This window comes from Acetomicrobium flavidum (assembly GCF_900129645.1).
Classification (GTDB): Bacteria; Synergistota; Synergistia; order Synergistales; family Acetomicrobiaceae; genus Acetomicrobium; species Acetomicrobium flavidum.
In genome coordinates this window covers 1,939,519-1,960,839 of sequence record NZ_FSQZ01000001.1, presented here as the reverse complement: position 1 = coordinate 1,960,839, position 21,321 = coordinate 1,939,519, and the positions used below count along the sequence as shown (strand labels likewise).

General features: G+C 41.2%; 18 protein-coding genes. 2 read left to right on the top strand and 16 right to left on the bottom strand.

Annotation, left to right across the window (positions count from 1 at the left end; genetic code table 11):
• Positions 1-106: 106 nt before the first annotated feature.
• Positions 107-1,990, bottom strand: coding sequence for a hypothetical protein (locus BUQ78_RS09635; protein ID WP_074200071.1), 1,884 nt, complete (start codon positions 1,988-1,990; stop codon positions 107-109).
• Positions 1,991-2,245: 255 nt separating this feature from the next.
• Here BUQ78_RS09635 and BUQ78_RS09630 point away from each other — a divergent pair, with 255 nt between their 5' ends.
• Both BUQ78_RS09630 and BUQ78_RS09625 read left to right on the top strand, forming a co-directional pair.
• Complete coding sequence (locus BUQ78_RS09630; protein ID WP_200779712.1) at positions 2,246-2,494, top strand: type II toxin-antitoxin system HicB family antitoxin; 249 nt, start codon at positions 2,246-2,248, stop codon at positions 2,492-2,494.
• A complete protein-coding gene (locus BUQ78_RS09625) occupies positions 2,491-2,703 on the top strand; it encodes a type II toxin-antitoxin system HicA family toxin (RefSeq protein WP_074200070.1) in 213 nt (70 codons plus the stop codon). Before BUQ78_RS09630 ends, BUQ78_RS09625 begins: the two co-directional genes overlap by 4 nt.
• A 379-nt stretch (positions 2,704-3,082) precedes the next feature.
• On the opposite strand, the gene BUQ78_RS09620 is transcribed toward BUQ78_RS09625, so the two are convergent.
• The 15 genes from BUQ78_RS09620 to BUQ78_RS09550 all read right to left on the bottom strand — a co-directional run bounded on the left by BUQ78_RS09620 (position 3,083) and on the right by BUQ78_RS09550 (position 21,318).
• Positions 3,083-4,036 (bottom strand): Rpn family recombination-promoting nuclease/putative transposase, encoded by a 954-nt coding sequence (locus BUQ78_RS09620; protein WP_074200069.1) that lies wholly within the window; start codon positions 4,034-4,036, stop codon positions 3,083-3,085.
• A gap of 333 nt (positions 4,037-4,369) precedes the next feature.
• Entirely contained in the window at positions 4,370-4,594 is a 225-nt protein-coding gene (locus tag BUQ78_RS09610; RefSeq protein ID WP_074200068.1) for a type II toxin-antitoxin system Phd/YefM family antitoxin, read from the bottom strand.
• 261 nt (positions 4,595-4,855) lie between these two features.
• Positions 4,856-6,178, bottom strand: a complete 1,323-nt coding sequence (locus BUQ78_RS09605) for a UDP-glucose dehydrogenase family protein (RefSeq protein WP_074200067.1) — start codon at positions 6,176-6,178, stop codon at positions 4,856-4,858.
• Between the two features lie 20 nt (positions 6,179-6,198).
• Positions 6,199-7,230, bottom strand: coding sequence for an NAD-dependent epimerase (locus BUQ78_RS09600; RefSeq protein WP_318259619.1), 1,032 nt, complete (start codon positions 7,228-7,230; stop codon positions 6,199-6,201).
• 149 nt (positions 7,231-7,379) lie between these two features.
• On the bottom strand, positions 7,380-8,615 hold the full coding sequence (locus tag BUQ78_RS09595; protein ID WP_143228375.1) for a glycosyltransferase family 4 protein: 1,236 nt from the start codon (positions 8,613-8,615) through the stop codon (positions 7,380-7,382).
• A 23-nt stretch (positions 8,616-8,638) separates the two neighbouring features.
• On the bottom strand, positions 8,639-9,730 hold the full coding sequence (gene wecB / locus BUQ78_RS09590; protein WP_074200066.1) for a non-hydrolyzing UDP-N-acetylglucosamine 2-epimerase: 1,092 nt from the start codon (positions 9,728-9,730) through the stop codon (positions 8,639-8,641).
• A gap of 255 nt (positions 9,731-9,985) precedes the next feature.
• Positions 9,986-11,086 (bottom strand): glycosyltransferase, encoded by a 1,101-nt coding sequence (locus tag BUQ78_RS09585; RefSeq protein ID WP_074200065.1) that lies wholly within the window; start codon positions 11,084-11,086, stop codon positions 9,986-9,988.
• An 84-nt stretch (positions 11,087-11,170) separates the two neighbouring features.
• On the bottom strand, positions 11,171-12,556 hold the full coding sequence (locus BUQ78_RS09580) for an O-antigen polymerase (RefSeq protein ID WP_074200064.1): 1,386 nt from the start codon (positions 12,554-12,556) through the stop codon (positions 11,171-11,173).
• Between the two features lie 385 nt (positions 12,557-12,941).
• Positions 12,942-14,072, bottom strand: coding sequence for a glycosyltransferase family protein (locus tag BUQ78_RS09575; RefSeq protein ID WP_159432100.1), 1,131 nt, complete (start codon positions 14,070-14,072; stop codon positions 12,942-12,944).
• Between the two features lie 109 nt (positions 14,073-14,181).
• Positions 14,182-15,588, bottom strand: coding sequence for a polysaccharide deacetylase family protein (locus BUQ78_RS09570; RefSeq protein WP_074200063.1), 1,407 nt, complete (start codon positions 15,586-15,588; stop codon positions 14,182-14,184).
• A gap of 32 nt (positions 15,589-15,620) precedes the next feature.
• On the bottom strand, positions 15,621-16,922 hold the full coding sequence (locus BUQ78_RS09565) for a lipopolysaccharide biosynthesis protein (protein ID WP_074200062.1): 1,302 nt from the start codon (positions 16,920-16,922) through the stop codon (positions 15,621-15,623).
• A gap of 106 nt (positions 16,923-17,028) precedes the next feature.
• Positions 17,029-18,234 carry a carboxylate--amine ligase gene (locus tag BUQ78_RS09560; protein ID WP_074200061.1) on the bottom strand — a complete coding sequence of 402 codons (1,206 nt, stop codon included), beginning with the start codon at positions 18,232-18,234 and terminating at the stop codon, positions 17,029-17,031.
• 53 nt (positions 18,235-18,287) lie between these two features.
• Positions 18,288-19,436, bottom strand: a complete 1,149-nt coding sequence (locus tag BUQ78_RS09555) for a carboxylate--amine ligase (RefSeq protein ID WP_074200060.1) — start codon at positions 19,434-19,436, stop codon at positions 18,288-18,290.
• A complete protein-coding gene (locus tag BUQ78_RS10010) occupies positions 19,415-20,005 on the bottom strand; it encodes a GNAT family N-acetyltransferase (RefSeq protein ID WP_143228371.1) in 591 nt (196 codons plus the stop codon). Before BUQ78_RS10010 ends, BUQ78_RS09555 begins: the two co-directional genes overlap by 22 nt.
• Before the next feature lie 203 nt (positions 20,006-20,208).
• Complete coding sequence (locus BUQ78_RS09550; protein WP_074200059.1) at positions 20,209-21,318, bottom strand: DegT/DnrJ/EryC1/StrS family aminotransferase; 1,110 nt, start codon at positions 21,316-21,318, stop codon at positions 20,209-20,211.
• Positions 21,319-21,321: the final 3 nt, after the last annotated feature.

The following is a 21,321-nucleotide window of genomic DNA, read 5'->3' as shown; positions in this document are numbered from 1 at the left end:
GGGGTCACATCTTTAGTTTTGAATTTTGGCATTTTCGGAAACCTCCGTTAACCTTTAAAGGTGTTCAGCCGGGAAATTCAAGATTAAAGACGTAACCCTGTGGCTCTTAAAGATCCGACCCTGTGGCCCACAAAGAGTCATGAGCCATATTGATGTATATATCATAATAGGTCATGTAACTTGCTTCTGCTGCTTTCTGCAAAGCACCAAGGTCAACCGAAAAGCCTTTCGGGAAAAGAGCGGCCCATCCGTAGGGCGAAGCATCCGACCAGGTCAACTTCTTGACCGTTTTGAATTTATCAAGGAGGTCAGCAAATGTATCGTCGTAATAGGACGATAAGGTAAGTATCTTTGAAATAGTTAGCGAGACCTTGTTTTCTAGGTCTTTGAAAAGGATATCGCCCGCTTCGAAAAGATTGACGGACAGCGTTAGGGTTGCCATATATAGGGCAAAATAACGCACAAGCCCGTTGAAGGCATCGTCGCGCCATCGGGCCAATGATGCCCTGATCGGCTCATCATCGCCAAAGCAAGGGTATATGTAAATGCCATCTTCAATGCCTTTTTCCCTTAAGTCAAAGGGGACCGATGATGAAGAAATCTTTAACTTAGAAGATAAAACGATGCACTTTTCGCGCATTTCTTGAAGCTCAAAGGCTTCTTCAAGCGAAGGGATGCCCTGTATGTCGCAGATGTTGATAGCGCAGCTCATCTCGGAAGCAGGAAATTTTCCGATGTATACCCTATCTCCTGATTCGCACTCTCCCGACTCACGCTCTTTGATCCACCTGTTCCATGAGTTGATCATTATTCCATCTTTCATCTCGAAATCTTCATTGCAAAGCAAATGCCCTGTGCTGTCGAAGTAATCTGCTAAGCATACATATACTCGGCCATCGATGATGCGCTCCTGCAGCCCGAGCGAATTTATGCGCTCTTCTGCTTCAATAAAGATCGCATACTGCTCATCTTTATTTAAAATTCCAAAATCTTCAACTTTGACAATGACGCCTTGCACAGCCTCTTCGTCTTGCGTCCTTTTATCCAACACGATTGGCCAGGCAACAGGATTTTCTTCCTCGGGCCGAATGATCTCGTAACCCATCTTCAAGATGGTTTGATACCACTCAAGCACAGCAAGGGCCTTTTTGTCTATCCAATTCCCCTCGATCAAAGGTATGGATGACATGAAAAGATTGGGCGGATCTTTCGGACAAAGCGCCCATCCTGCTTCGACGGCGCCGCTGTTTACGAGGGAGCGCACTTCCTCCAGCAAGGATTCTAAAGCAGTTTCAAACTCCTCGTCTCGAACATCAAGCAGGCCGTAATTGAAGTCTCTGCCATGCAAGAAATCGTCTCCGTCTTCGGGCGATTCAAACTTTGAGCATATCGCCGCGATCTTACTTTCCTCTCCTGAATTTACGAGAATTTGACGCATTAAATCCCAACCCCAAGGGATCGCCCTGTTTCCCTGCAACAAAAAATATTCCCTTACCATGGCGGGCAGTTCTGATTCAAGCATCTCATCCCATGTCCTAACAGTCCTTTCGTTTAAACTCAAAAGTAAGTCTGCCATTTCTTCCGAAAGCGGATAAGCTTCACGAGCAAAGGTCGTATCGACAGCCTGGGCAAGGCTTGAAGCCTGCAGGGCCATCAAAAGCCTTTTTAGTCGTTCGGTAAGCCAGTCAACTTCTAATTGCATTTCCCTCTGTCTGTTTCGCAGGTCATCGTTTATGCAATAAAAGAGAGAGGCCAAAAAGTGGACTTGTGGTTTTAATTCGTCAAACTTTTCCTTCACATACTCAAGTCCTTTGTCGCTATATTCCTTTGCTAAGGCTTCGTTCAAGCGTTTATATAAGCTTTTTACCGAATCACGACGAAATTCGGACCTATTTGCGGCCAGAACTTCCTTTACCCATTCTTTTACAGTTTTTTTAACCATGGGAGAAATATTTTTCAGATCAATTGATGATGACTTTAATGTACTCATTGCAATGCTCCTCTCATTTTATAACTTTGGCGTCAGGCGTTTTAGGATCAAAGGGAAAACATCCCCTTCGGCTATGCGGTCCAAAAACATAGACTATAACTGGGGTCACATCTTTAGTTTTGAATTTTGGCATTTTCGGAAAACTCCGTTAACCTTTAAAGGTGTTCAGCCGGGAAATTCAAGATCAAAGACGCGAGCCCCATTCATTACCGAGAATGCAATTTTATTCTATAATTATCAATGAGGTGAAGATAAATGTCCATATTGACTGCCTTCGTGGAAACAGCCATGCATGAGGCAAGGTACAAAATGCTCGAGGATGGCACGTTTTTTGGGGAAATTCCTTTCTGCCCCGGCGTGTGGGCAAACGAAAAGACCTTGGAATTATGCCGCGACGTACTGAGGGAGGTCCTTGAAGAATGGTTAATTTTAAAACTTCGAGACGGGGATTTTATCCCCACAATCGGCGGAATCGACCTTAACGTAATAACAAGTGAAGCATGAACTCGATAAATAGGCGTGAACTGATCAAACGTTTGAAAGCATTAGGTTTTAGCGGTCCATATTCCGGTGGACGTCATTCGTTTATGAAGCGCGGTCCTTTGAAGTTAAGGGTATCAAACCCTCACGTGGGGGATATCAGTATTCCACTGCTTAAAGAAATTTTAAGACAGGCGGGCATTTCTGAAGATGAGTGGGATAATGCAAGATAAGATCAACCTGCAAGATTAAAATTCAAGATCAAAGATGCGACCCCAAATTTGATGCACTGGCACGTGGGCAAACAAAAGACCTTAGAGACGTGTAGCGTTCAAGTCGTAAAATCTCGGCTGCCCAGGGGTAGGCCTTATCTCAATATTTTTAACTTAGCAAGGCTAAAAGTTTCGATATGACTTCGTTAACGAAATTATCATCGGCCCGTTCAATGAATCTTCCATTTCATGTTCGTGCCCGCCAATCTATGTTTCTAACGGCATCGGCAAGAACCACTCCGCTTTTCGGAGAGCGGCACTATATTGAGACAAAATAAAGCACTTTTATAGACGGTTGCATTTCAAGGTTTTCGGCAATCTCCCAGCTAGTTTAATTCCATTACTGTAATATCTTTAAAACTTCGTCCTTGGATTTGGCATCGAGCACGGCTTCAGCTGCGGCGTCAAGCTTGGATTCGTCGGTAACGGAGCGGATCATCTTTTCTTCTTTGGGCGTTATGTTAAATTTACGGCGAAGGAACTTTATAAGCAGCTCTTGTTTGCCCTCTATTTTACCTTCTACTTTTCCCTCTTTTTTGCCTTGTTTTATCAGCTTCTCTGCCAGAGACGGCATGAGCTCTTCACCTCCAAGTTCTTTTGCTATCCGTTGCATGGTGTCTTGGTCTACGTCGAGAGTGTAGAATAAATAAAGGATCAGTATTATCCTTTCCTCTTCAGACAAGCTTATTATAACAGTTATCCTCATGATTCCTTCTATGTCATGTAAGGCTACCAACTTCATTAAGAGTAAGCTTGCCATCAAAAAAGGCGTGTCTTCTGCCTTTTGTTCTATCTCGTCGTTGGGAATTTGAGTCAAGTCTACTAATACGTAGTTAAACTCAGGGATGTAAGGTTTTATGGATTCCCCTATATTTTGAAACTGCCCTTGAAAATGAGTCGTTACGTTCCAGCTCGAAGAGCCGTGATAGATGACCACGGGAATTACAGGTATCAGTGGTACATTTTTCTTTTTCTGCTCGTCCCACGTTACGGTCATATAGCTTAGTATTTGAAGTAAGACTCCGGGGTCAGGGTATGACTTGTGCTCGAATACAAAATAAAGCTGTCCTTTAGTATTTGATATATGGCATTCTACGGCTATATCCATGTAGTACTTGTTGTAGCCTTTGACCTTTTCTGTTGGAATGAGCTTGATTTCCTTTAGGTCTATCTGGCTTGAAATGTCTTTTGGGAGAAATTCCTTTATAAATTTTCTTACGTTTGCTTCGTCTGACATTACCCTTTTAAAAAGCCTGTCGTGGGGGTCTTTGGGCGTAAGGTCGTCTTTTGGCACAAGGGAAGCCTCCTTTGCGTTGAAAGTAAATGACGTAGTTTATTGTACATGAAATAACATAACCTTGAAACTGTTGGCAGGCCTTTAAAATACCCGGCAGGCTTTAAGGCTATAGGACAAGCATTCTATGTATCTGTCGGGCATAAGGATGCTGGTCAACTAATGCGAATAAGTGCTGAACAAACTGCAGAAATGAACCTAAATTCCGCGTTTTTTGCTCACCAAACGACTTCCACCGGATATTGAGAGATTTGAGAGTCAACCATTAGAATGGGCAACTCTTCTAATTGAGCTTGAGAAATTAGCAAGCGGTCAAAAGGATCCCGATGATAGTCAGGAAGGGATATCTTCGGGAAGTGGCGCATCAAAGTCGTTAGCGACAACCAGCTTCCCCTTTGCGCTTCCCGGAATGCGCTGTGCTGTCTGTCTTTCTATCGGCACCAGTCGGGCGACAGGTTTGCCTGCCCTTGCAATGATGACTTCTTTGCCTTCTTCCACTTGGACTAAGAGCTTGGAAAGGTTGGTTTTGGCTTCATGAACATTTACCTTGAGCAACATCAAGACTCACCCCCTTTTAGGAGTATAGATTATAATTGGGGTCACATCTTTAGTTTTGAATTTTGGCATTATCGGACACCTCCGTTAACCTTTAAAGGTGTTCAGCCGGGAAATTCAAGGAAAATTCAAGATTAAAGATCCGACCCTCATTATTACGACCCCCATTCCTACACCAAAAATTCAAGATTAAAGATCCGACCCCCATTATTACGACCCCCATCCCTACGCCAAAAATTCAAAATTAAAGACTTGACCCCGGGGTTACTGGCCCATGCCGAAGTACTTGAAGCCGCGGGATTCCATGTCCTTTTTCTTATATATATTGCGCAGGTCGAAAAAGTAGGGCTGGCGCAGCAGTTCCTTTACCCTGTTTAAATCCAGGCTTCTAAACTGGTTCCATTCCGTGATGATGACCAAGGCGTCGCTTCCTTCCATGGTCTCGTATTCGTTTTGACAATAAATGATCCTGTCTTCAATGTTTTTGAGCCTCCATTTGGCTTCCCTATGGGCTGTCGGGTCGTAGACCTTAAAGGTGGCACCTTTTTGGGCGAGCTCGTTTAGTATGGTTATGGAGGGCGCCTCGCGCATGTCGTCGGTGTTCGGCTTAAAGGCAAGCCCAAGCACTGCCAATTGCTTTCCGGATAAGTCTCCCAAGACGCGCTCTATCTTTTGTGCGGCCAAAAGCTTTTGGCGTTCGTTTGCCTCGACGGTCTGTTCAACCAAGCTTAAAGTCACGCCGAATTTACGCGCCATCTCGGCAAAGGCCCTGGTGTCCTTAGGAAAGCAGCTTCCGCCGTAGCCCGGCCCTGGGTGCAGAAACTTGGGCCCGATGCGGCCGTCCATGCCCATGGCCCTCGCGACGTCCTGCACGTTTGCCCCCACGTGCTCGCAAAGGTTTGCCACCTCGTTTATGAAGGTCACCTTCATCGCCAAAAAGGCGTTTGAGGCGTACTTTATCATCTCGGCCGTCTCTATGTTCGTCTCGACGAAGGGCGTCTCGTTTAAGTACAATACCCTGTAGACCTGCTTCATCACCTCAAGGGCACGCTCGGAGTCCGTGCCGATGACCACCCTGTCGGGGTGGGTGAAGTCGTGCACGGCCGAGCCTTCCCGCAGGAATTCGGGGTTTGAGACGACGTCAAACTCAAAGCTTGCCCCTCTTTTTGCAAGTTCTTCGTTTATCCATTCTTTGACCTTCTTGCCCGTCCCAATGGGCACAGTGCTTTTGTTCACGATGACCTTGTAGCCGTTCATGTAGCGGGCGATGTCGCGAGCGACCTGCTCCACGTACGTGAGGTCCGCGCTTCCGTCGTCTGCGGGAGGCGTTCCCACGGCGATAAATATCACGTCGCAGCTTTCGACGGCCTGCCTTAAGTCGGTGGTAAACTCAAGCCTCTTGTAGTAGACGTTTCTTTCGACTATCGGCTCTAAGCCCGGCTCAAAGATGGGGATCACGCCGCGCTTAAGGCTTTCGATCTTTTCTTCGTCTTTGTCCACGCATATCACATTTAGCCCGAAATCGGACAAACAGCTTCCCGAAACAAGACCAACGTAACCCGTCCCAACGACGGCTATCCTGTTCATAAAGGTCCACTCCTTGCCTTTTAAACTTTATAATATTTCCTGTACCACTCCACGAACTTTGCCAAGCCTTCCTCTATTGGAGTCTCGGGCTTGAAACCGATGGCTTTTTCAAGGTCAGCCACGTCGGCGTAAGTCATTATAACGTCGCCCGGCTGCATGTCCAAGTATATCTTTTGGGCCTCTTTGCCAAGACAATTTTCGAGGGCGGCAATGAACCTTGAAAGCATCACAGGGCTGTTGTTTCCCAGGTTATAAACCTTGTAGGGGGCAAAGCTTTCGCTTATCGGGCCTGCCTTTTCGTTCCAGTCAGGGTTTGGCTTTGGCACAAGGCTAATAAGGCGGTAAAGGGCTTTTACCACGTCGTCTATGTAGGTAAAGTCGCGGCTCATCCTGCCGTGGTTGAAGACTTTAATAGGCTTTCCTGCCAAGATGTCGCGGGTGAAGGAAAAGTAAGCCATATCTGGCCTTCCCCAGGGGCCGTAGACGGTAAAAAGCCGCACCCCCGTCGAGGGGATGCCGTAAAGGTGAGCGTAGGTGTGGGCCATCAATTCGTTTGCCTTTTTCGTGGCGGCATATAAGCTCACGGGGTGGTCCGTGTTGTGTTCCGTCGAAAAGGGGACGGTCTTATTGCCGCCGTAAACGGAGCTTGACGAGGCAAAAAGCAGGTGTTTAACAGGATAACTTCGACAGGCTTCAAGGACGTTTACGAACCCCACCAGGTTTGAATCCACGTAGGCGTAAGGGTTTTCAAGGGAATAGCGCACCCCCGCCTGGGCAGCCAAGTTTACCACGTATTCGGGCCTGCAAGCGGCAAAAATTTCGTCCACGACAGACTTTTCCTTTAAATCAGCGCGGTAAAAGACGAAATTGTTGTACGTGCGCAGTACATCCAGGCGGTCTTCCTTGAGCTTGGGGTCATAGTAGCTGTTTAAGTTGTCTAAGCCAACGACGAAATGTCCCCGCTCAAGCATGAACTTGGCTAGGTGAAAGCCGATAAACCCGGCAGCGCCGGTAATCAAGATTTTTGACTGTATAGGTAAGATGTCGGTCATTTGGTGGTCTCCTTTGGTTAAATCTAAATTAGGCCTTTATGGGGCGCAAAGTTTGCAAAATGGGTATTGCTGTAATGCTTAAGACATAGTGCAGCCACAAAGGGAAATTAGACATCTTTGCCGGCTTCGTTAGCCTGTTAAATTAAAATTCAAGATTCAAGATGCGGCCCCTTATCGCACACTTCATCTAATACTTGCTCGAGCTTATTTGCCAGAACGCTTATAGAATGATATTTCTCCACATATTCCCGCCCACGCTTCCCCATAGCCTGCCGCTCTTCAGGCTGCATCACATAAAGCTTAATTATGGCTTTGGCTAAAGCCTCGGGATCTTCAGGGGGAACAGTAAAGCCACAACTACTAATACTAACAGGATCGTAATCTACTGCTGCAGAGCATACAATCGGCTTGGACGCAGCCATATAGTCGAACAGCTTAAGAATGCTTCCACTGTACTTGCCAAATGTAGAATCCTTTGTTAAGACCAAGACATCCGCTTCTTCTAGCACATCAGCTACTTTATCCTTAGGAACAGGTTGGCGAAACTTCACATTATTCAATTTCATCTCTTCAGCCTGTTGTATTAATTTACCCTTCTCCGGACCATCCCCCACCAGGTGAAAATTAATATTAGCATATCCTTGATCTTGGACAATTTTAGCTGCTTCAAGCAACACGTTTAATGCATTAGTTATACTATGCGCACCTAGGTATATAACTCGAAAATCGTTTCTATCCTTATTATTAACCATGTTGTTATTATATCTGGAAATAACAACACCATTGGGGATCCACACTATTTTCTTTTCATTAATCCCATACCGAGCGATATATTCTTTCATTTGTGTGCCAAGAACGATAACGCGGTCTGATCTAACGTACAAAAACTTTTCAAGTTTTCGCAGCAATTTGACAACGAGATTAGTTTCACTCATGGCACCCATATCAACAAGAACTTGTGGCCACAGGTCTCTAACTTCAAAAATAAACCTGGCTTTATGTTTGCGGGCCAGCCGCCAGCCGGCCAAAGCCGCAAAGGGATGCATGGAAGACCCGATGACCACGTCAGGTTTAGGCAGGCCCCGGTCGCACCTCAATACCCGCCAACCGTAGGAAATCATGTTCACCACTCTGCGCCAGTCGTTTTTGCTGTAGGGCGTGGTATTGATCCACACAAAACGCACCCCGTCATATTCCTCAACCCTGATTTTCTCCTTGGGATCTATTTTCATATACCGGTGAGTATGATGGTCAAAACCGGAGGCAAAAATCGTTACATCGTGTCCTTTTTTAACAAGCTCACTGGCCAAATCAAAATGCCTGGTGCCCCCAGGCATATCTGGGCTAATGGCATAATGGTTCAATATCCAAAGCGTTTTTCCCACTTAGCTGCCTCCTTACAACAAAATCATTTGCCTGTATTTATAAGATAACTTGCGATCTTCACAGCGCTATGTCCATCGCCGTAAGGGTTTTCTTCAGCGCCGCTAAATGACCCCAGCCTTGACATTACGGCATCAGCTATCTCGCCGACAGAAAGGGGAGGAACTACTAAATTCCACCCCAGCTCGACCAATTCCACCCATTCCGTCTCCTCCCGCAAGGTAACGCAGGGCACGTGGTAGAAAAATGCCTCCTTTTGCACGCCGCCGGAATCTGTAGCGATGAGTTGGGCGTTTTTTTCAAGCATCACCATATCAAGATAGCCAACCGGCTCAGTCAGGCAAATGCTTGAAGCCACCTTATCGTACATACCGCTTTTTATCAACGCCTCACGGGTTCGCGGATGTAAAGGTAAGACCACCTTTATTTCACAGGCTATTTCGCATAAAGCGTCAAATATAACCCGAAGCCTTACGGGATCATCCGTGTTTTCGGCGCGGTGCACGGTGGCAAGGATGTATTCCTTAAGCTTTAACCCCAATTTATTTAATATTTTACTTTGCCGCTCGGCCTTTTTGCCATAATAAAGGGCAGCATCATACATCACGTCTCCGACTAATTTAATCCTTTCTTCGGGGATTCCCTCGTGCCGCAAGTTCATAACGGCCGTCTTCGTGGGAGCAAAGAGCAAATCCGAGGCATGATCCGTAAGGACCCTGTTGATCTCCTCAGGCATACGGCGATTAAATGAGCGCAGGCCCGCCTCAACGTGTGCCACCGGAATATGAAGCTTGACGGCCGCCAGCGCACCGGCCAGCGTGGAGTTTGTGTCGCCGTAAACCAGGGCCCAGCCAGGTTTTTCTTCTAGCAAAACTTTTTCGATGGCCTGTAGCATTTTCCCAGTCTGCTCGCCATGCGTGCCGGAACCGATACCCAGGTTGTAATCGGGCCTTGGGATTTCAAGCTCTTCAAAGAACACATCAGACATATTTGCGTCGTAATGCTGACCCGTATGCACCAAGATTTCATTGACGCCTTCTGCTGACTTCAGCACCCGCGATACTGCGGCAGCCTTGATGAACTGCGGGCGGGCACCGACGATTGTAATGATTTTCATTTAATTTCCCCCAATGTTAAAACATTTCCACCAGCTTTTTCACAACAAAATCTATCGCAAATTCTTTTTCAACCTTTTTCCTATCTTTAATCCCTGCATCACTTAGCAACCCGAGATCTTTATACAATCGTTTGATGGCACTTGCTAAAGCTTCATTATTAGCGGCTCTAACTTTATCTAGTCTGCCAAATTTTTTGAAATACCGTTAATTATCTTTATCTTGAAAAACAACCATCGACCATTAAATTCCGTGATCTAACGTTTCATACGGATTACCTTAGCATAAACCTCTTCCATTTGAGATACATTTTTAGACCATTCGTAGTTTTCCTGAACATGCAATCTCCCATTTAAGCCCATCTGCTCTCTTAAATCACGATCCCGAACAAGCTTTATTATCGCTTCGGCCGTGCCCGAAACATCCTCTCGCCATACAATTAAGCCAGTCTTATTTGCCACCACCACTTCCGGCAGACCTCCGACATCTGACACTATTACAGGCAATCCACAAGCCGAAGCTTCAATTATGGCTACTCCGAAGCTTTCGCTTTCATACCTGCTTACTGCAACGTAGATATCCATCGAGTTTAAGTATTTTGGAACCTCTTCATGAGGAACCTTGCCGCAAAAGGTGGTTATATCCGCTATATTAAGCTCTCGTGCGAGATTTTTAAGCTTAGTTTCATCGGGCCCTCCGCCTACGATCAAAAGACGCAATTTAGCTGCATCTTTATAGTTACCTTTTATCATAGATTCTCTTGCAAGCGCAAAGGCACGGATTAAAATATCAATGCCATACTTGGGAGCCAATGTTTTTACGGTTCCTACGACGATTTCTTCCTTATCTGGGCGTTGGTCGCTAATTTTATTAAATTTCCTCGTATCTATCCCAAAGGGGATGACACTGATGTTTGGCGTGGGAAAAAGGGACAGAGTCTGATCCTTCATTACGTGACTGGTCGAGCATAACCAATCTGCTGCCCTAAGATTGCGGACTATAATTTTTCTGTGTACCGGTGATTTAAGTGGAAAGTCATAAACATCGCTGCCCCACACAGATAAGATATAAGGATGAAAACCGCTTAATCGACCCAAAGTTCCGTAACCGCTGGCATAGTGGGCATGTAAGATATCCGGTTTAATTTGATTAATTAGCGACCTCACTATTATATAATTAAAATAATAACCAGTAGGGGCAGGAATTTTAAGGTTATATATTTTTGCATTGGGATTAATTACGTCTGGACCAAGCTGATGCATAGTAATTAAATAAACTTTATGTCCCCTTTCAGACATAGCGTTTACCCATCGAACAGTATGAATAGATGATGCCCCTGCAAGAAAACATATTTTCATTGAATATCTTGTCCTTTCGTAATAAATATCTTAAGTAGCTTATACAATTAAACACTTATATAATCAAACAAATGAAGAAGAACATCAGTTTTTATTTTTTTGTAGGACCATCTTATTGGGATTAATTGCACCTCTTTTTAATATCATACTTAATATTAAAAAAGACATTGCCAATATCACTATTGTTATAAATACTGCGTTGTATATAAAATCTACAAAACCACCTGTAACAATTGATGGTATTTTTACGCTAAAGTAAGTAAATAAACCCAAAGTAAGCGGATTTTTGGGTAATCTTAAAAATAAAATATAAACAAATTGGATAAAAAAACCTACATAAAGAGTCCCAATCATTACTCCAAGCCATCCAAAATTCGCATACGCTTCTCCAATGAAGAGTGTATTCATAACTCCAGCAGTACCAGCTTCAATTCCCCGAGGATTAATAATGCTCATAACAATCCTGGCAGAGCGTATGCTTTCAACATCAAAAAGAGATAGAATAGATTGTGGAAAACTTCGACCGTATAAAAATGGTTCAATTCTTGGAAAAATATCAAAATGATAAAACAAGGGGGTTATTTGTCCTAGTATAATTCTTCCAATTGGGCCCGAATTGATCGAAAATAAATCAGCTAAATTAGCTATGCCTCCTAATGCAATATACATAAACGTAATTAAAATAAATACAACTATAACAACAATTAATAATACTCTCTTTGATATATTACCCTTTATTAAAACATTAAGAAATAAGAAGCTTATTATATACATTAATACAGGGGCTTTTGCAAGATTATATGTATATGCAAAAAAAGAACATATGAATAAAAATATAAATAGTAATTTCCACCTTCTTATTGAATACATTTTATAATAACTATAAGCTATATATGATAAAAAAGGCGTTAATCCTAATGCTAGAATATTTCTTATATATACATTGCCACCAAAACCTCGCGACGCGCTTATTCTTAATTGTGCTAGATATAAACTATCTTTACCACTTAATACATCCAACAAAGGTATTTTGCCAATAACAAAGAATATATATAATATTGATATAAAAGATATTGCAGAAAAAAAGCACATAGTATAATATACCGCACTATCATATTTGCTCATTATTGATTTAATAGGCCTTTGAACATACGAAAAAAATTCTCTTCGAGATTTAAATTTTGTAATCAATGAAAATAACACCATAGAGAGAGGCAGCATTATCATTACATACATTACAGACAAATACGTAATTAATCTAATATTAGAATCAGTAATCTTACTTAATAAGTAATGATTATCTAATCTAAATATTGCTATATTCACTCCAATGAAACACTGTAAAACTAGCTGATAATAAAATATAAGCGATATCATATTTATCTTAAAAATGGAAAGCGTTCCTGCAGCTTTTTTAAATAGTATAATTGATAATATAAGAGTAACCGCTGATATTAATATAAATGACATATAATAATCACTTCCATTAACTTTTAATGATTCATTAAAATGAACATCATACTTTATACATCCCTATTCAAGAGACTAATATCAACATACATAAGCATTTTTGAAATATATTGTTTAATGTATATCATTGCATTAACATGACAACCATAAACCAGAGCTTTGCTAAACTATATAGCAATATTGTTAAAATGCTATCGCTGTTCATCAATGATACTACTATGGCAATCTCAATCCAATAAACGTCGATATAAACATTAACATAATTTTTACAATTATGTCGTCGCTTTTTTAAAGACACACACATTGTAAAGCCTTTGTCGTAGTTCGATTCCAGTATACATCAATATTTATAAATAATTAATGAGCGTTTTTCTTAACACCCTCGTCACACATCTCTATCATCTTGGCATACAGATAACTTACTTGTTAGTATTTTTGCAGCAGTTTTAGGCCTCTCTAGCCATGTGTGTTGCTCTCTGATCTGCATAACCTGCCGTCGTTTCTTAACCAGCTCAGCAGGATTGTCCCGTAGCCAACGCAATAGATGCCTGGCTTCATCGACATTATTAACAACCCAACCAATATTATTTGCAGCAACAAATCTTGCAGCTTCAGTTCCGGCAGTTGTAAGCACGGGCAGTCCATATCCAAGGGACTCGAGTAATTTTACAGGAACGGCAAAGTCAAGATATGAATATGGAGTCCATAATAAGAGAAACAAATCTGCTTGCTCATAGAATTTGGCGAGCTCATCTCCGCTGGCATGAACTATCGAAACTCTTGCATTATCGCCTATGCAATAATATTCTTTAACTTTTTCCCACTCCTTAAGTCTACAACAAATGGTAAGGCGAATATTAGGTTCGCTTTTGGCTAAATCTATCATTGGCTTGAGGTTGTAAGTTGGTGGCATAACTCCCCCCACATAAAAAAGATGCAGATCAGATGTTTTAAGTTTATGATTCGTACTATTATGGACTATGCAGCCCGGGGGTAAGACTCCAAGACGTTCTTCAGACCAAGACGTAGGAAGCACTTTAGCCATACTGTAAGATGGAACAAATAGTACATCTACTGTTTTTTTGTACATCATCCAATCGTACTTATAAAACTGAATAGCAACTATTCTTTTGTACCAGCTCACCTGTTTCTTGTAAACTTCAAATTTCCAGTGTATATCTCTATAATACAACCCGATTGGAATGCCTGCGGCTTTCATTGTAGAAAAAAGCCCAAAGTCAATTTTTGGCGTAATCGGGAAATGATTCGGTTCTGTTAGGAGAGTAGGCATAGAAGTTGATTCGCTATAAACGAAGGAAAATTTTCTTCCTTTAGAAAGTTGTTCCCTAACCATGTTTGCCTGTTGTTTACGCTCTTTTGCATATCCAGCTACTAACTCTACATCATATCCCAATGCTCTAAATGCTTGCAGCATTTGGTACGGACGTACTTGGCTGCCGGATCTCCCGTTATCAACAATTGGAAATGGGTGATGAAAAACCATGGCCTCGCTCATTTTTACCTCCAATGACATTGCACCTGATTACAACAATACTGTCCATACGTTTAAAAGAAACTCACGTACAACTAAACCATCAAAAATTTTCACAACAACATCATTGAGTTCAACCCCCCATCAACACCTTACCGTAAAGCTCCCTGTCCTTCTTTGAGAGCAAGCTGCTGTTATGCCATAACAACGTAAAGTCGCCATTAAACATTTTACACGTTTCTGCCAGCTTTTGGATCAATGACAGGGACTTTTCATGCGAAAGTCCCATATATTGGCATCCTAGCATGCTTCCTTCCATCACTATCAAGGGCCTTTCGCGCAAGGCTAAAGGTTTCCGCTGCAGGACGTCGTAAACGGGATACTCAAAACACACTCCGCAGCGAAATCCGACGTGATCCGCAAAGGTCAATGTGCTGTCGTAATCTAGCCCTGCTTCCTCCCACGCCCGCCACGTCGTGGGAGCCTCCCAGCGCAGGTAATGCTGCCTTCCGCCCCAAACGTCCTGGCAAATCCCCTCTTTTTCCGCAACCGAAATAAGCTTTTCAAACTCTTTCTTCACCTGATCCGCGCTTCGAAAACTATTATAGCTTGCGTGCAGCCCTATTTCATGTCCCCGCCCGCAGATCTTTTTCATGAGCTTTCTAATCCAGGGATCTTCAAGACGGTAAATTCCGTCGATTCTTCCTGCCGTATGGTCGGCGATGAAGTAAAAAGCGCTCCTTAAACCCTTTCGTTCGCTTGCGTCCATGATGAAATCAAAGGTATTGCTGATATCCGCATCGACGTTTCCCGTGCATACCTTTGCCAACGACATAAGCCTGCGCATCGAAAGTTGCACATCTTTTCTTTTTAAGACGTCTCCAGCGGCGGTCTTTAGCACCCTTAGCGGATTGTTGCCGGCGACGCTCAAAGGCCAATCTACGTCATGGCTGAGACATACTCTGTAGCTTCTTTTTTTACGCTCAAGGCCAGGCCAAAGCTTCTTAATGGACCACCACAAAATCTCCAGGTATTCATTTACTATCGGGCGCATTAAAAAGCCCTCACGATAGGCAAGCGATGCCCGGGCCGGAAAGCGCTCGTGCTCGTCTTTGACCGATTTAACGATCTCTTCGTATCGCGTGAGCATGAAAAAGGCGCTCCCAAAAATATCGAGACCCAATTTAACCTTAGAATCTTGAACATCTATATAATCGCCGTTATCCAATCTGCTTCCGTAGATGACCGGGATAATAGGGCTTACACATGCAATATCGACAGGAACCTGAGACAAATCAAATGTCTCCAACGGTTGAACCGGCAAAGAATCGTCCCTAAGCCATTTGTCCGTGGGAGTTTGAAATAATACGTCTGAGACGAGCAATTCGCGGCCCTCTGCGTCGTTCATGGTTATCAGGACGTCTTGTCGTTCCTCTGCCACGGAGCGATAATCCAGACCCAAGAACTCCTTTAGGATCACATGAAATGCATATAGTCGTTCATTTTCGTATGTTGGCGGATGTTTGATTAATAGTGTCAATGGTTGTTTCACCTCGTGAGTGAATGAAATATTTAAGCAGTCTCAAAAGTCTCTCTCTTTTTTATGTCTTCTTTTAATATATTTTGTGCTAGTAGATAAGTAATTAGATATACAATAGACATAGCAATAGAGTACAAACCTACGGCTAAATAAGAAGACAAATTAAAGAAATCAGAAATTCCGAAAGCTGCAAAAACTAAAATCACCCTAAATAAATCTAACATGAATGCTTTTTTTTGCCTCTCAAAAACAGAATATATTCTACTAATGGGAGTGAAAATGAACCTGGCGAAAACTAAAAAGGCAAGTATCTTGGCATATTCTCCAGCATCATACCACTTATAACCAAATACAAATGAAAATAAAAATGGTCCGAAAAACAGTAAAACTACAAGAGGAACCAATCCAATAACAACTAGTTTTTTGAATAATTTGTCAGTTAAGTCTTTTACTCTCTTAGGATTTCTCTTTCCAATACTTGCCACCTCCGCATAAAAAACATCTCCTATGGATTGGCCAATTAACACCATTGGGAGATTTACAACGGTATTAGCCAAACCATATAGGCCTAAAACCTGGCTTCCATAAAGAGAAGATATGAAAAAAACAGGCAATTGTATACCAGCCGTATTTAGTAATTGCGAAGGAGCCGAATATAATGGGAAATTTTTATATCTTTTTGCACACCATATTATTTGGTCTTTACTGATTTCCTTTATTAATCGTATGCTATTTCTAAAGAATGGCCTAGATAATGAACCTATTCCAGCACTTTCTTTTAAGATTTGTCCAAGAATCAAACCGACAGGACCGATTCTCAAGAAACCAAACAAAACGAAAGCCCCATTTCCAGTGACGCTTTGCCAAATCTTTGTCATCGAAATAGAGTGAAAATCCTTATTGCGATAAGCCCATTGTAAAAATATTCCATAGGAACCTACAAGTAATACACCTATAGGTATCAAATATCTATAATTAAAGAGTTTAGTAGCATTTAATGTATTTAAAATAGGCCTTCCAAATAGATAAAAAATAATATAAGTTATTATTGTAAAAATAAATAGAATGATAAAGCCTAAACACATAACATTAACAGCTTTTTCATCGCTTTCAGCGATAGTTATCCCCCATTCATATTTTAATGAGGCTATAATGGCCACTAATCCCAAGATAGAAATATATAATGTTAATATTCCATATTCATCTGGATTATAAAGACGTGTGATAACTGGTGAAAATAACGCATTAAGCATTTGAGCAAATGCTGTACTTGCACTAATCATTGCAACATTTTTAGCAAAGGTACTTTGGAATAGTTTTCTCAGATGAAGCAATAGACATCACTCCATGCAGGTATATTAATCATGATCCATTAGTTATAAATTACAATATCTTGTTATAATTATATTACATATAAAAACATATTGTTACACAATATTGTTATGGTATATATTTTCTCATTTTTTGCAATATATTCTTTATAATTCTCTTAGTGTAATTTTTAATATCTGTCGCAACTATATGACACTTATATATAAATGGTTCTATACTGTTATTTCTAGGATCAACTATTTCTGCGTATTGTTTAATATTATATTTTTTTAATGTATATCGTAATTCCATTTTTGGTGTTACAAACCATACTATACTTTCTTTTCCTCTGACAATAGTATCAATATTGTTAGCACTTTCTTTTCTATGTTCGCATATCAAGTCATCAATCAATAAACGGAACAAATTGACACCACTTTTTAATGCTGAATAATTCCATATACCCGGACGGGGATTAATTTCCATTATTTTATATAAATTGTCTCGTTTATCATACTTATACTCAGTGTTAGCTATCCCATAATAATTACTACTCTTTAATAGTTTTTCCGTTAACTTTTCGATCTCATCCACATATTTAGTTAAACCAGCAGTCATTGTTCCTGCTTCAGGTGGATACTGTGATAATTTATGTCCAATTGATATGCCTTTTAGGACTGCATTTTTATTTGAGTATGTGGTTGCAGTGTACAAATTTTCTACCCCTCCTGGAATGTATTCCTGTGCAATGAATAAGTCATTATATTTTTGAAAACATTTATTTAAGAATTGAATTGCATCACTATAGTTATTAAATATATTATTTCTCTTGCCCTGGATTGTATTAATGTAACATACCACATTAGATGGTTTTATTAATATAGGATATTCTAAAAGTTTAATATTATCAATATTGCATTGATCTATGAACATAGTATGAGGATATGGTATCTTTATGTTTTCGCATAATTGATACAGATTCTTTTTAATGGTTAATTTTTCAATAATATTCCAATCAGAGAAAGTGTACATATAATATTTTTCTAGCTCTTCTTTGTGTTTTGCTAAAGGCACCAACCATTCATCATTAGTCACAAATAGTATATTATTTCTTTCTTTATTTTTATTTCCAAAACATATCATGTATTCTAAAAATTTATCGACATATCTGGGGTTAGGAACAATCTTGTAGTATACTATTTTAGATTTAGAGCTGAAATGAGATCTATAATCAAATATATATGACATTATCCCGTATGTCTCATATATTGTTCTTGCTATACTATATCCATTAATATATCCGCCTAAAATTATAATGTTCGTATTATCCTTCAAATATATTCACCTCTTCCATTGAATAGCACATAATAATTAACATCATAAACTATCTACTCATCCTTAAATTGTTTAAATAACATTGAACAAGATAATCCGTTCGCTAACCACGCTTTTAAATCCCGTATATTTATATCCATTTTCGATGGTGGCCATAACATAGATAGTATAGATTTGACAAGCGATTCATTATTTTTGTTCTTTAATACATAGGATAGTTCTCTAATCGGAAATACCATCATTCCTTTTTTTCTTACAGGCACACGTGTACGAGGAATATCAAGGATACTAGATACCATCAGTGAGGCAAAACGATAACCATATTTGCTGGCAAGCGGGTAGGACGCCCAAAACTTAGGGTTTATTTCCATCAATACAAATGAGCCATCTCTTCTTTTTTTAAATTCAACTAATGCAATACCATTCCAATTTAACTTAGATAATAGGGCAATTGACATTCTCTCTAATTCTTCATTAGAATACAAACGAACTTTTGTTCCACTACCTCCGCTACGTGGGACAGATATTAACTCCTCGTGACAATAAATCTCCACAGGCTCGCCCTGTAGAAATAACAATCCGCAATCATAAGTATGAGTATCTCCATCTATAAACTCTTGCACTAAAATCTCGTCCCCGTCGCTTTCATCTTTGAGTTTTTTATATTTCTCCCAAAATTCTCCTTTTGATTTGACTACACTTGTAATGTTTTTACCAGCCTCTCTTGACGCTTTTAAAAAAACTGGATAAGGAAGGTGGGATATTACGTCATCACCATTAGAAAGTACTTCATTTGAAAAATCAAGAGGAATCTCTATGCCAATTTGCTTAGCTAAGTCTAGAGTTTTTCTTTTGTTTAATGCAATTTCTAGTGATTCTGAAGGTGGTAAGCAAAACCTCGTATAGTTGACAACAACTTTCCTGATCATACTTAATGCCGCCACAGAACGATACCCTACCGGGACAACCATGTCAGGAGTATGTTTTTTAATTAATTTTATTAATCCCTCTGCATATTCATTGATATTGTTATACACAACTTTATCTCGAATGTCACAATACCTAGATCTAAATATAGCACTTGTCTCCCTAGTACCTATTCCCAAAATTGCGACATCCAGATCCTGTTTTAACTCAGCGGCAATCTGCAAAGTATGCGAATAGTCTCCATCAAGCAGCATTATGACATGCTTCTTTTCCATGAAAAACATCCTTTCAAAAAACTAAATACGTAGATATCGCCATTCTCACTAAAACCACACTTTTTATAATTATTAAACGATACAAAGTTATGTGGATCAATATTTGCTTCTATAAAAATTAATGAAGACTGTTCAGTTAAATATTTTGCAATATAAAGTGCACGGTAATAAATTAATATTTTATGAAACCCTCTTCCTCTATAACTTGGATTTGTCCAAGCTGCATGGAACCACGCTCTTTTAGGTGGTAATGGATAATAAGTTACCTTTACACTATAAGGTCTATTGTTATAAAAAAGCCAAGCCATTGACGCAATACAGTCTTGATCAATTATACAAAACCCTATATGTTCATTATCTAAATATCGTTTAACCATTTCCGAATACCCTGGCCTCGATTTTTCAATTAGAGGAAGCATGTCGTATGAGATGACTGATAATAAATATGGGCAATGGTTTTTGCAACGTTCCGCAAGATGATCGATTACCACGGTAGGTGTTGAAATTAATAAACGATAATGGCATATTTTAGGAGTTAAAGAAGAGATTTTGCTTTTAAATTTTTCCATTTGCTCTCCTCATCATATTATTAAAAACTGATCAAGCAAGCTTAAATCGCCACAAAAACACTTTAATAAATAATCATCAATACCATCTTTTACTATAAAGATCTAATAAAGAAACATCTCCTATCGCTTAGTCACAGATATAATGGTATCTAAACATTTTGATAGAAGCACTTGAAGACCAACTTTTGAAAGCATGATTCCATTCACCTCATAAATTTCTTTACCGCCTCCGCCACTTCCCTCTTTATCTCCTCTCCTATCCCCGGCCAGATGGGGAGGCTTAAGACTTCGCCGCTCAGCCTTTCTGCGACAGGAAGCACGGGTGCGCTCTCCTTGTATAGGGGGAGCCTGTGTACAGGTACCGGGTAGTAGACCATGGTGCCGATGCCACGGTCGGCCAAGTTTTGTTGAAGCCGGTCTCTTTTGCCGTCCAAGACGCGAATCGTGTATTGGTGGTAGACGTGTTTTGATCGTGCGTCTTCGAAGGGGGTTATTATCCCAGGGATATCCTTTAGTAGATCGTTATACCTGTGGGCGGCCTTTCTTCTGGCTTCGTTTGCTTCGTCTATATAGGGAAGCTTTACCCGCAGTATCGCGGCCTGTATTTCGTCTAAGCGTGAGTTGTAGCCGACCGTTTCGTTGTAATATTTTTTCTTCGAGCCGTGGACTCGAAGCATCTTGGCCGTCTCTGCCACTTCGTCGTCGTTTGTAGCTATAAGGCCGCCGTCGCCAAAGGCGCCGAGGGTCTTTGAGGGAAAGAAGGAAAAACAACCCACGTAGCCTATGGTTCCAAGCTTTCGGCTTTTGTATTCTCCGCCAAAGGCCTGGGCAGTATCTTCTATGACCTTTAGGCCGTAGGCGTCAGCCAACTCCATGATGGGGTCCATGTCCGCAGCCTGGCCGTAAAGGTGCACGGGAATTATCGCTTTGGTGCGCTTCGTTATGGCCTGTTTTATGAGGTCGGGATTGATGTTAAAGGTGCGTTCGTCTATGTCCACGAACACGGGCGTCGCACCCAAAGCCGTGATGGACTCGGCCGTCGCAAAAAAGGTAAAAGGCGTCGTTATGACTTCGTCATTCTCCCCTATCCCTGCAGCCCTAAGGGCAATTACCAATGCATCGGTGCCCGAATTTACTCCTATGGCATGTTTTACGCCCAGGTAACTGGCGACTTCTTCCTCGAAGGCCTTTACGTTTGGTCCCATGATGAACTGGGCAGATCTCAGGACCTCCTCTATGGCCTTCATGTATTCGTTTAAGTGCTCGTTTATCTCAGGTTTTAGGTCCAAAACAGGGATCTTAAGCTCGTTCATGTC

What these genes read in the sequence shown, in the direction of transcription:
- wecB (WP_074200066.1), bottom strand. Translation starts at nt 9,730, where the DNA reads ATGAAAATCATTACAATCGTCGGTGCCCGCCCGCAGTTCATCAAGGCT.
- BUQ78_RS09610 (WP_074200068.1), bottom strand. Translation starts at nt 4,594, where the DNA reads ATGTTGCTCAAGGTAAATGTTCATGAAGCCAAAACCAACCTTTCCAAG.
- BUQ78_RS10010 (WP_143228371.1), bottom strand. Translation starts at nt 20,005, where the DNA reads ATGGAAAAATTTAAAAGCAAAATCTCTTCTTTAACTCCTAAAATATGC.
- BUQ78_RS09575 (WP_159432100.1), bottom strand. Translation starts at nt 14,072, where the DNA reads ATGAGCGAGGCCATGGTTTTTCATCACCCATTTCCAATTGTTGATAAC.
- BUQ78_RS09585 (WP_074200065.1), bottom strand. Translation starts at nt 11,086, where the DNA reads ATGAAAATATGTTTTCTTGCAGGGGCATCATCTATTCATACTGTTCGA.
- BUQ78_RS09580 (WP_074200064.1), bottom strand. Translation starts at nt 12,556, where the DNA reads ATGTCATTTATATTAATATCAGCGGTTACTCTTATATTATCAATTATA.
- BUQ78_RS09625 (WP_074200070.1), top strand. Translation starts at nt 2,491, where the DNA reads ATGAACTCGATAAATAGGCGTGAACTGATCAAACGTTTGAAAGCATTA.
- BUQ78_RS09555 (WP_074200060.1), bottom strand. Translation starts at nt 19,436, where the DNA reads ATGGAAAAGAAGCATGTCATAATGCTGCTTGATGGAGACTATTCGCAT.
- BUQ78_RS09630 (WP_200779712.1), top strand. Translation starts at nt 2,246, where the DNA reads ATGTCCATATTGACTGCCTTCGTGGAAACAGCCATGCATGAGGCAAGG.
- BUQ78_RS09605 (WP_074200067.1), bottom strand. Translation starts at nt 6,178, where the DNA reads ATGAACAGGATAGCCGTCGTTGGGACGGGTTACGTTGGTCTTGTTTCG.
- BUQ78_RS09550 (WP_074200059.1), bottom strand. Translation starts at nt 21,318, where the DNA reads ATGAACGAGCTTAAGATCCCTGTTTTGGACCTAAAACCTGAGATAAAC.
- BUQ78_RS09635 (WP_074200071.1), bottom strand. Translation starts at nt 1,990, where the DNA reads ATGAGTACATTAAAGTCATCATCAATTGATCTGAAAAATATTTCTCCC.
- BUQ78_RS09600 (WP_318259619.1), bottom strand. Translation starts at nt 7,230, where the DNA reads ATGACCGACATCTTACCTATACAGTCAAAAATCTTGATTACCGGCGCT.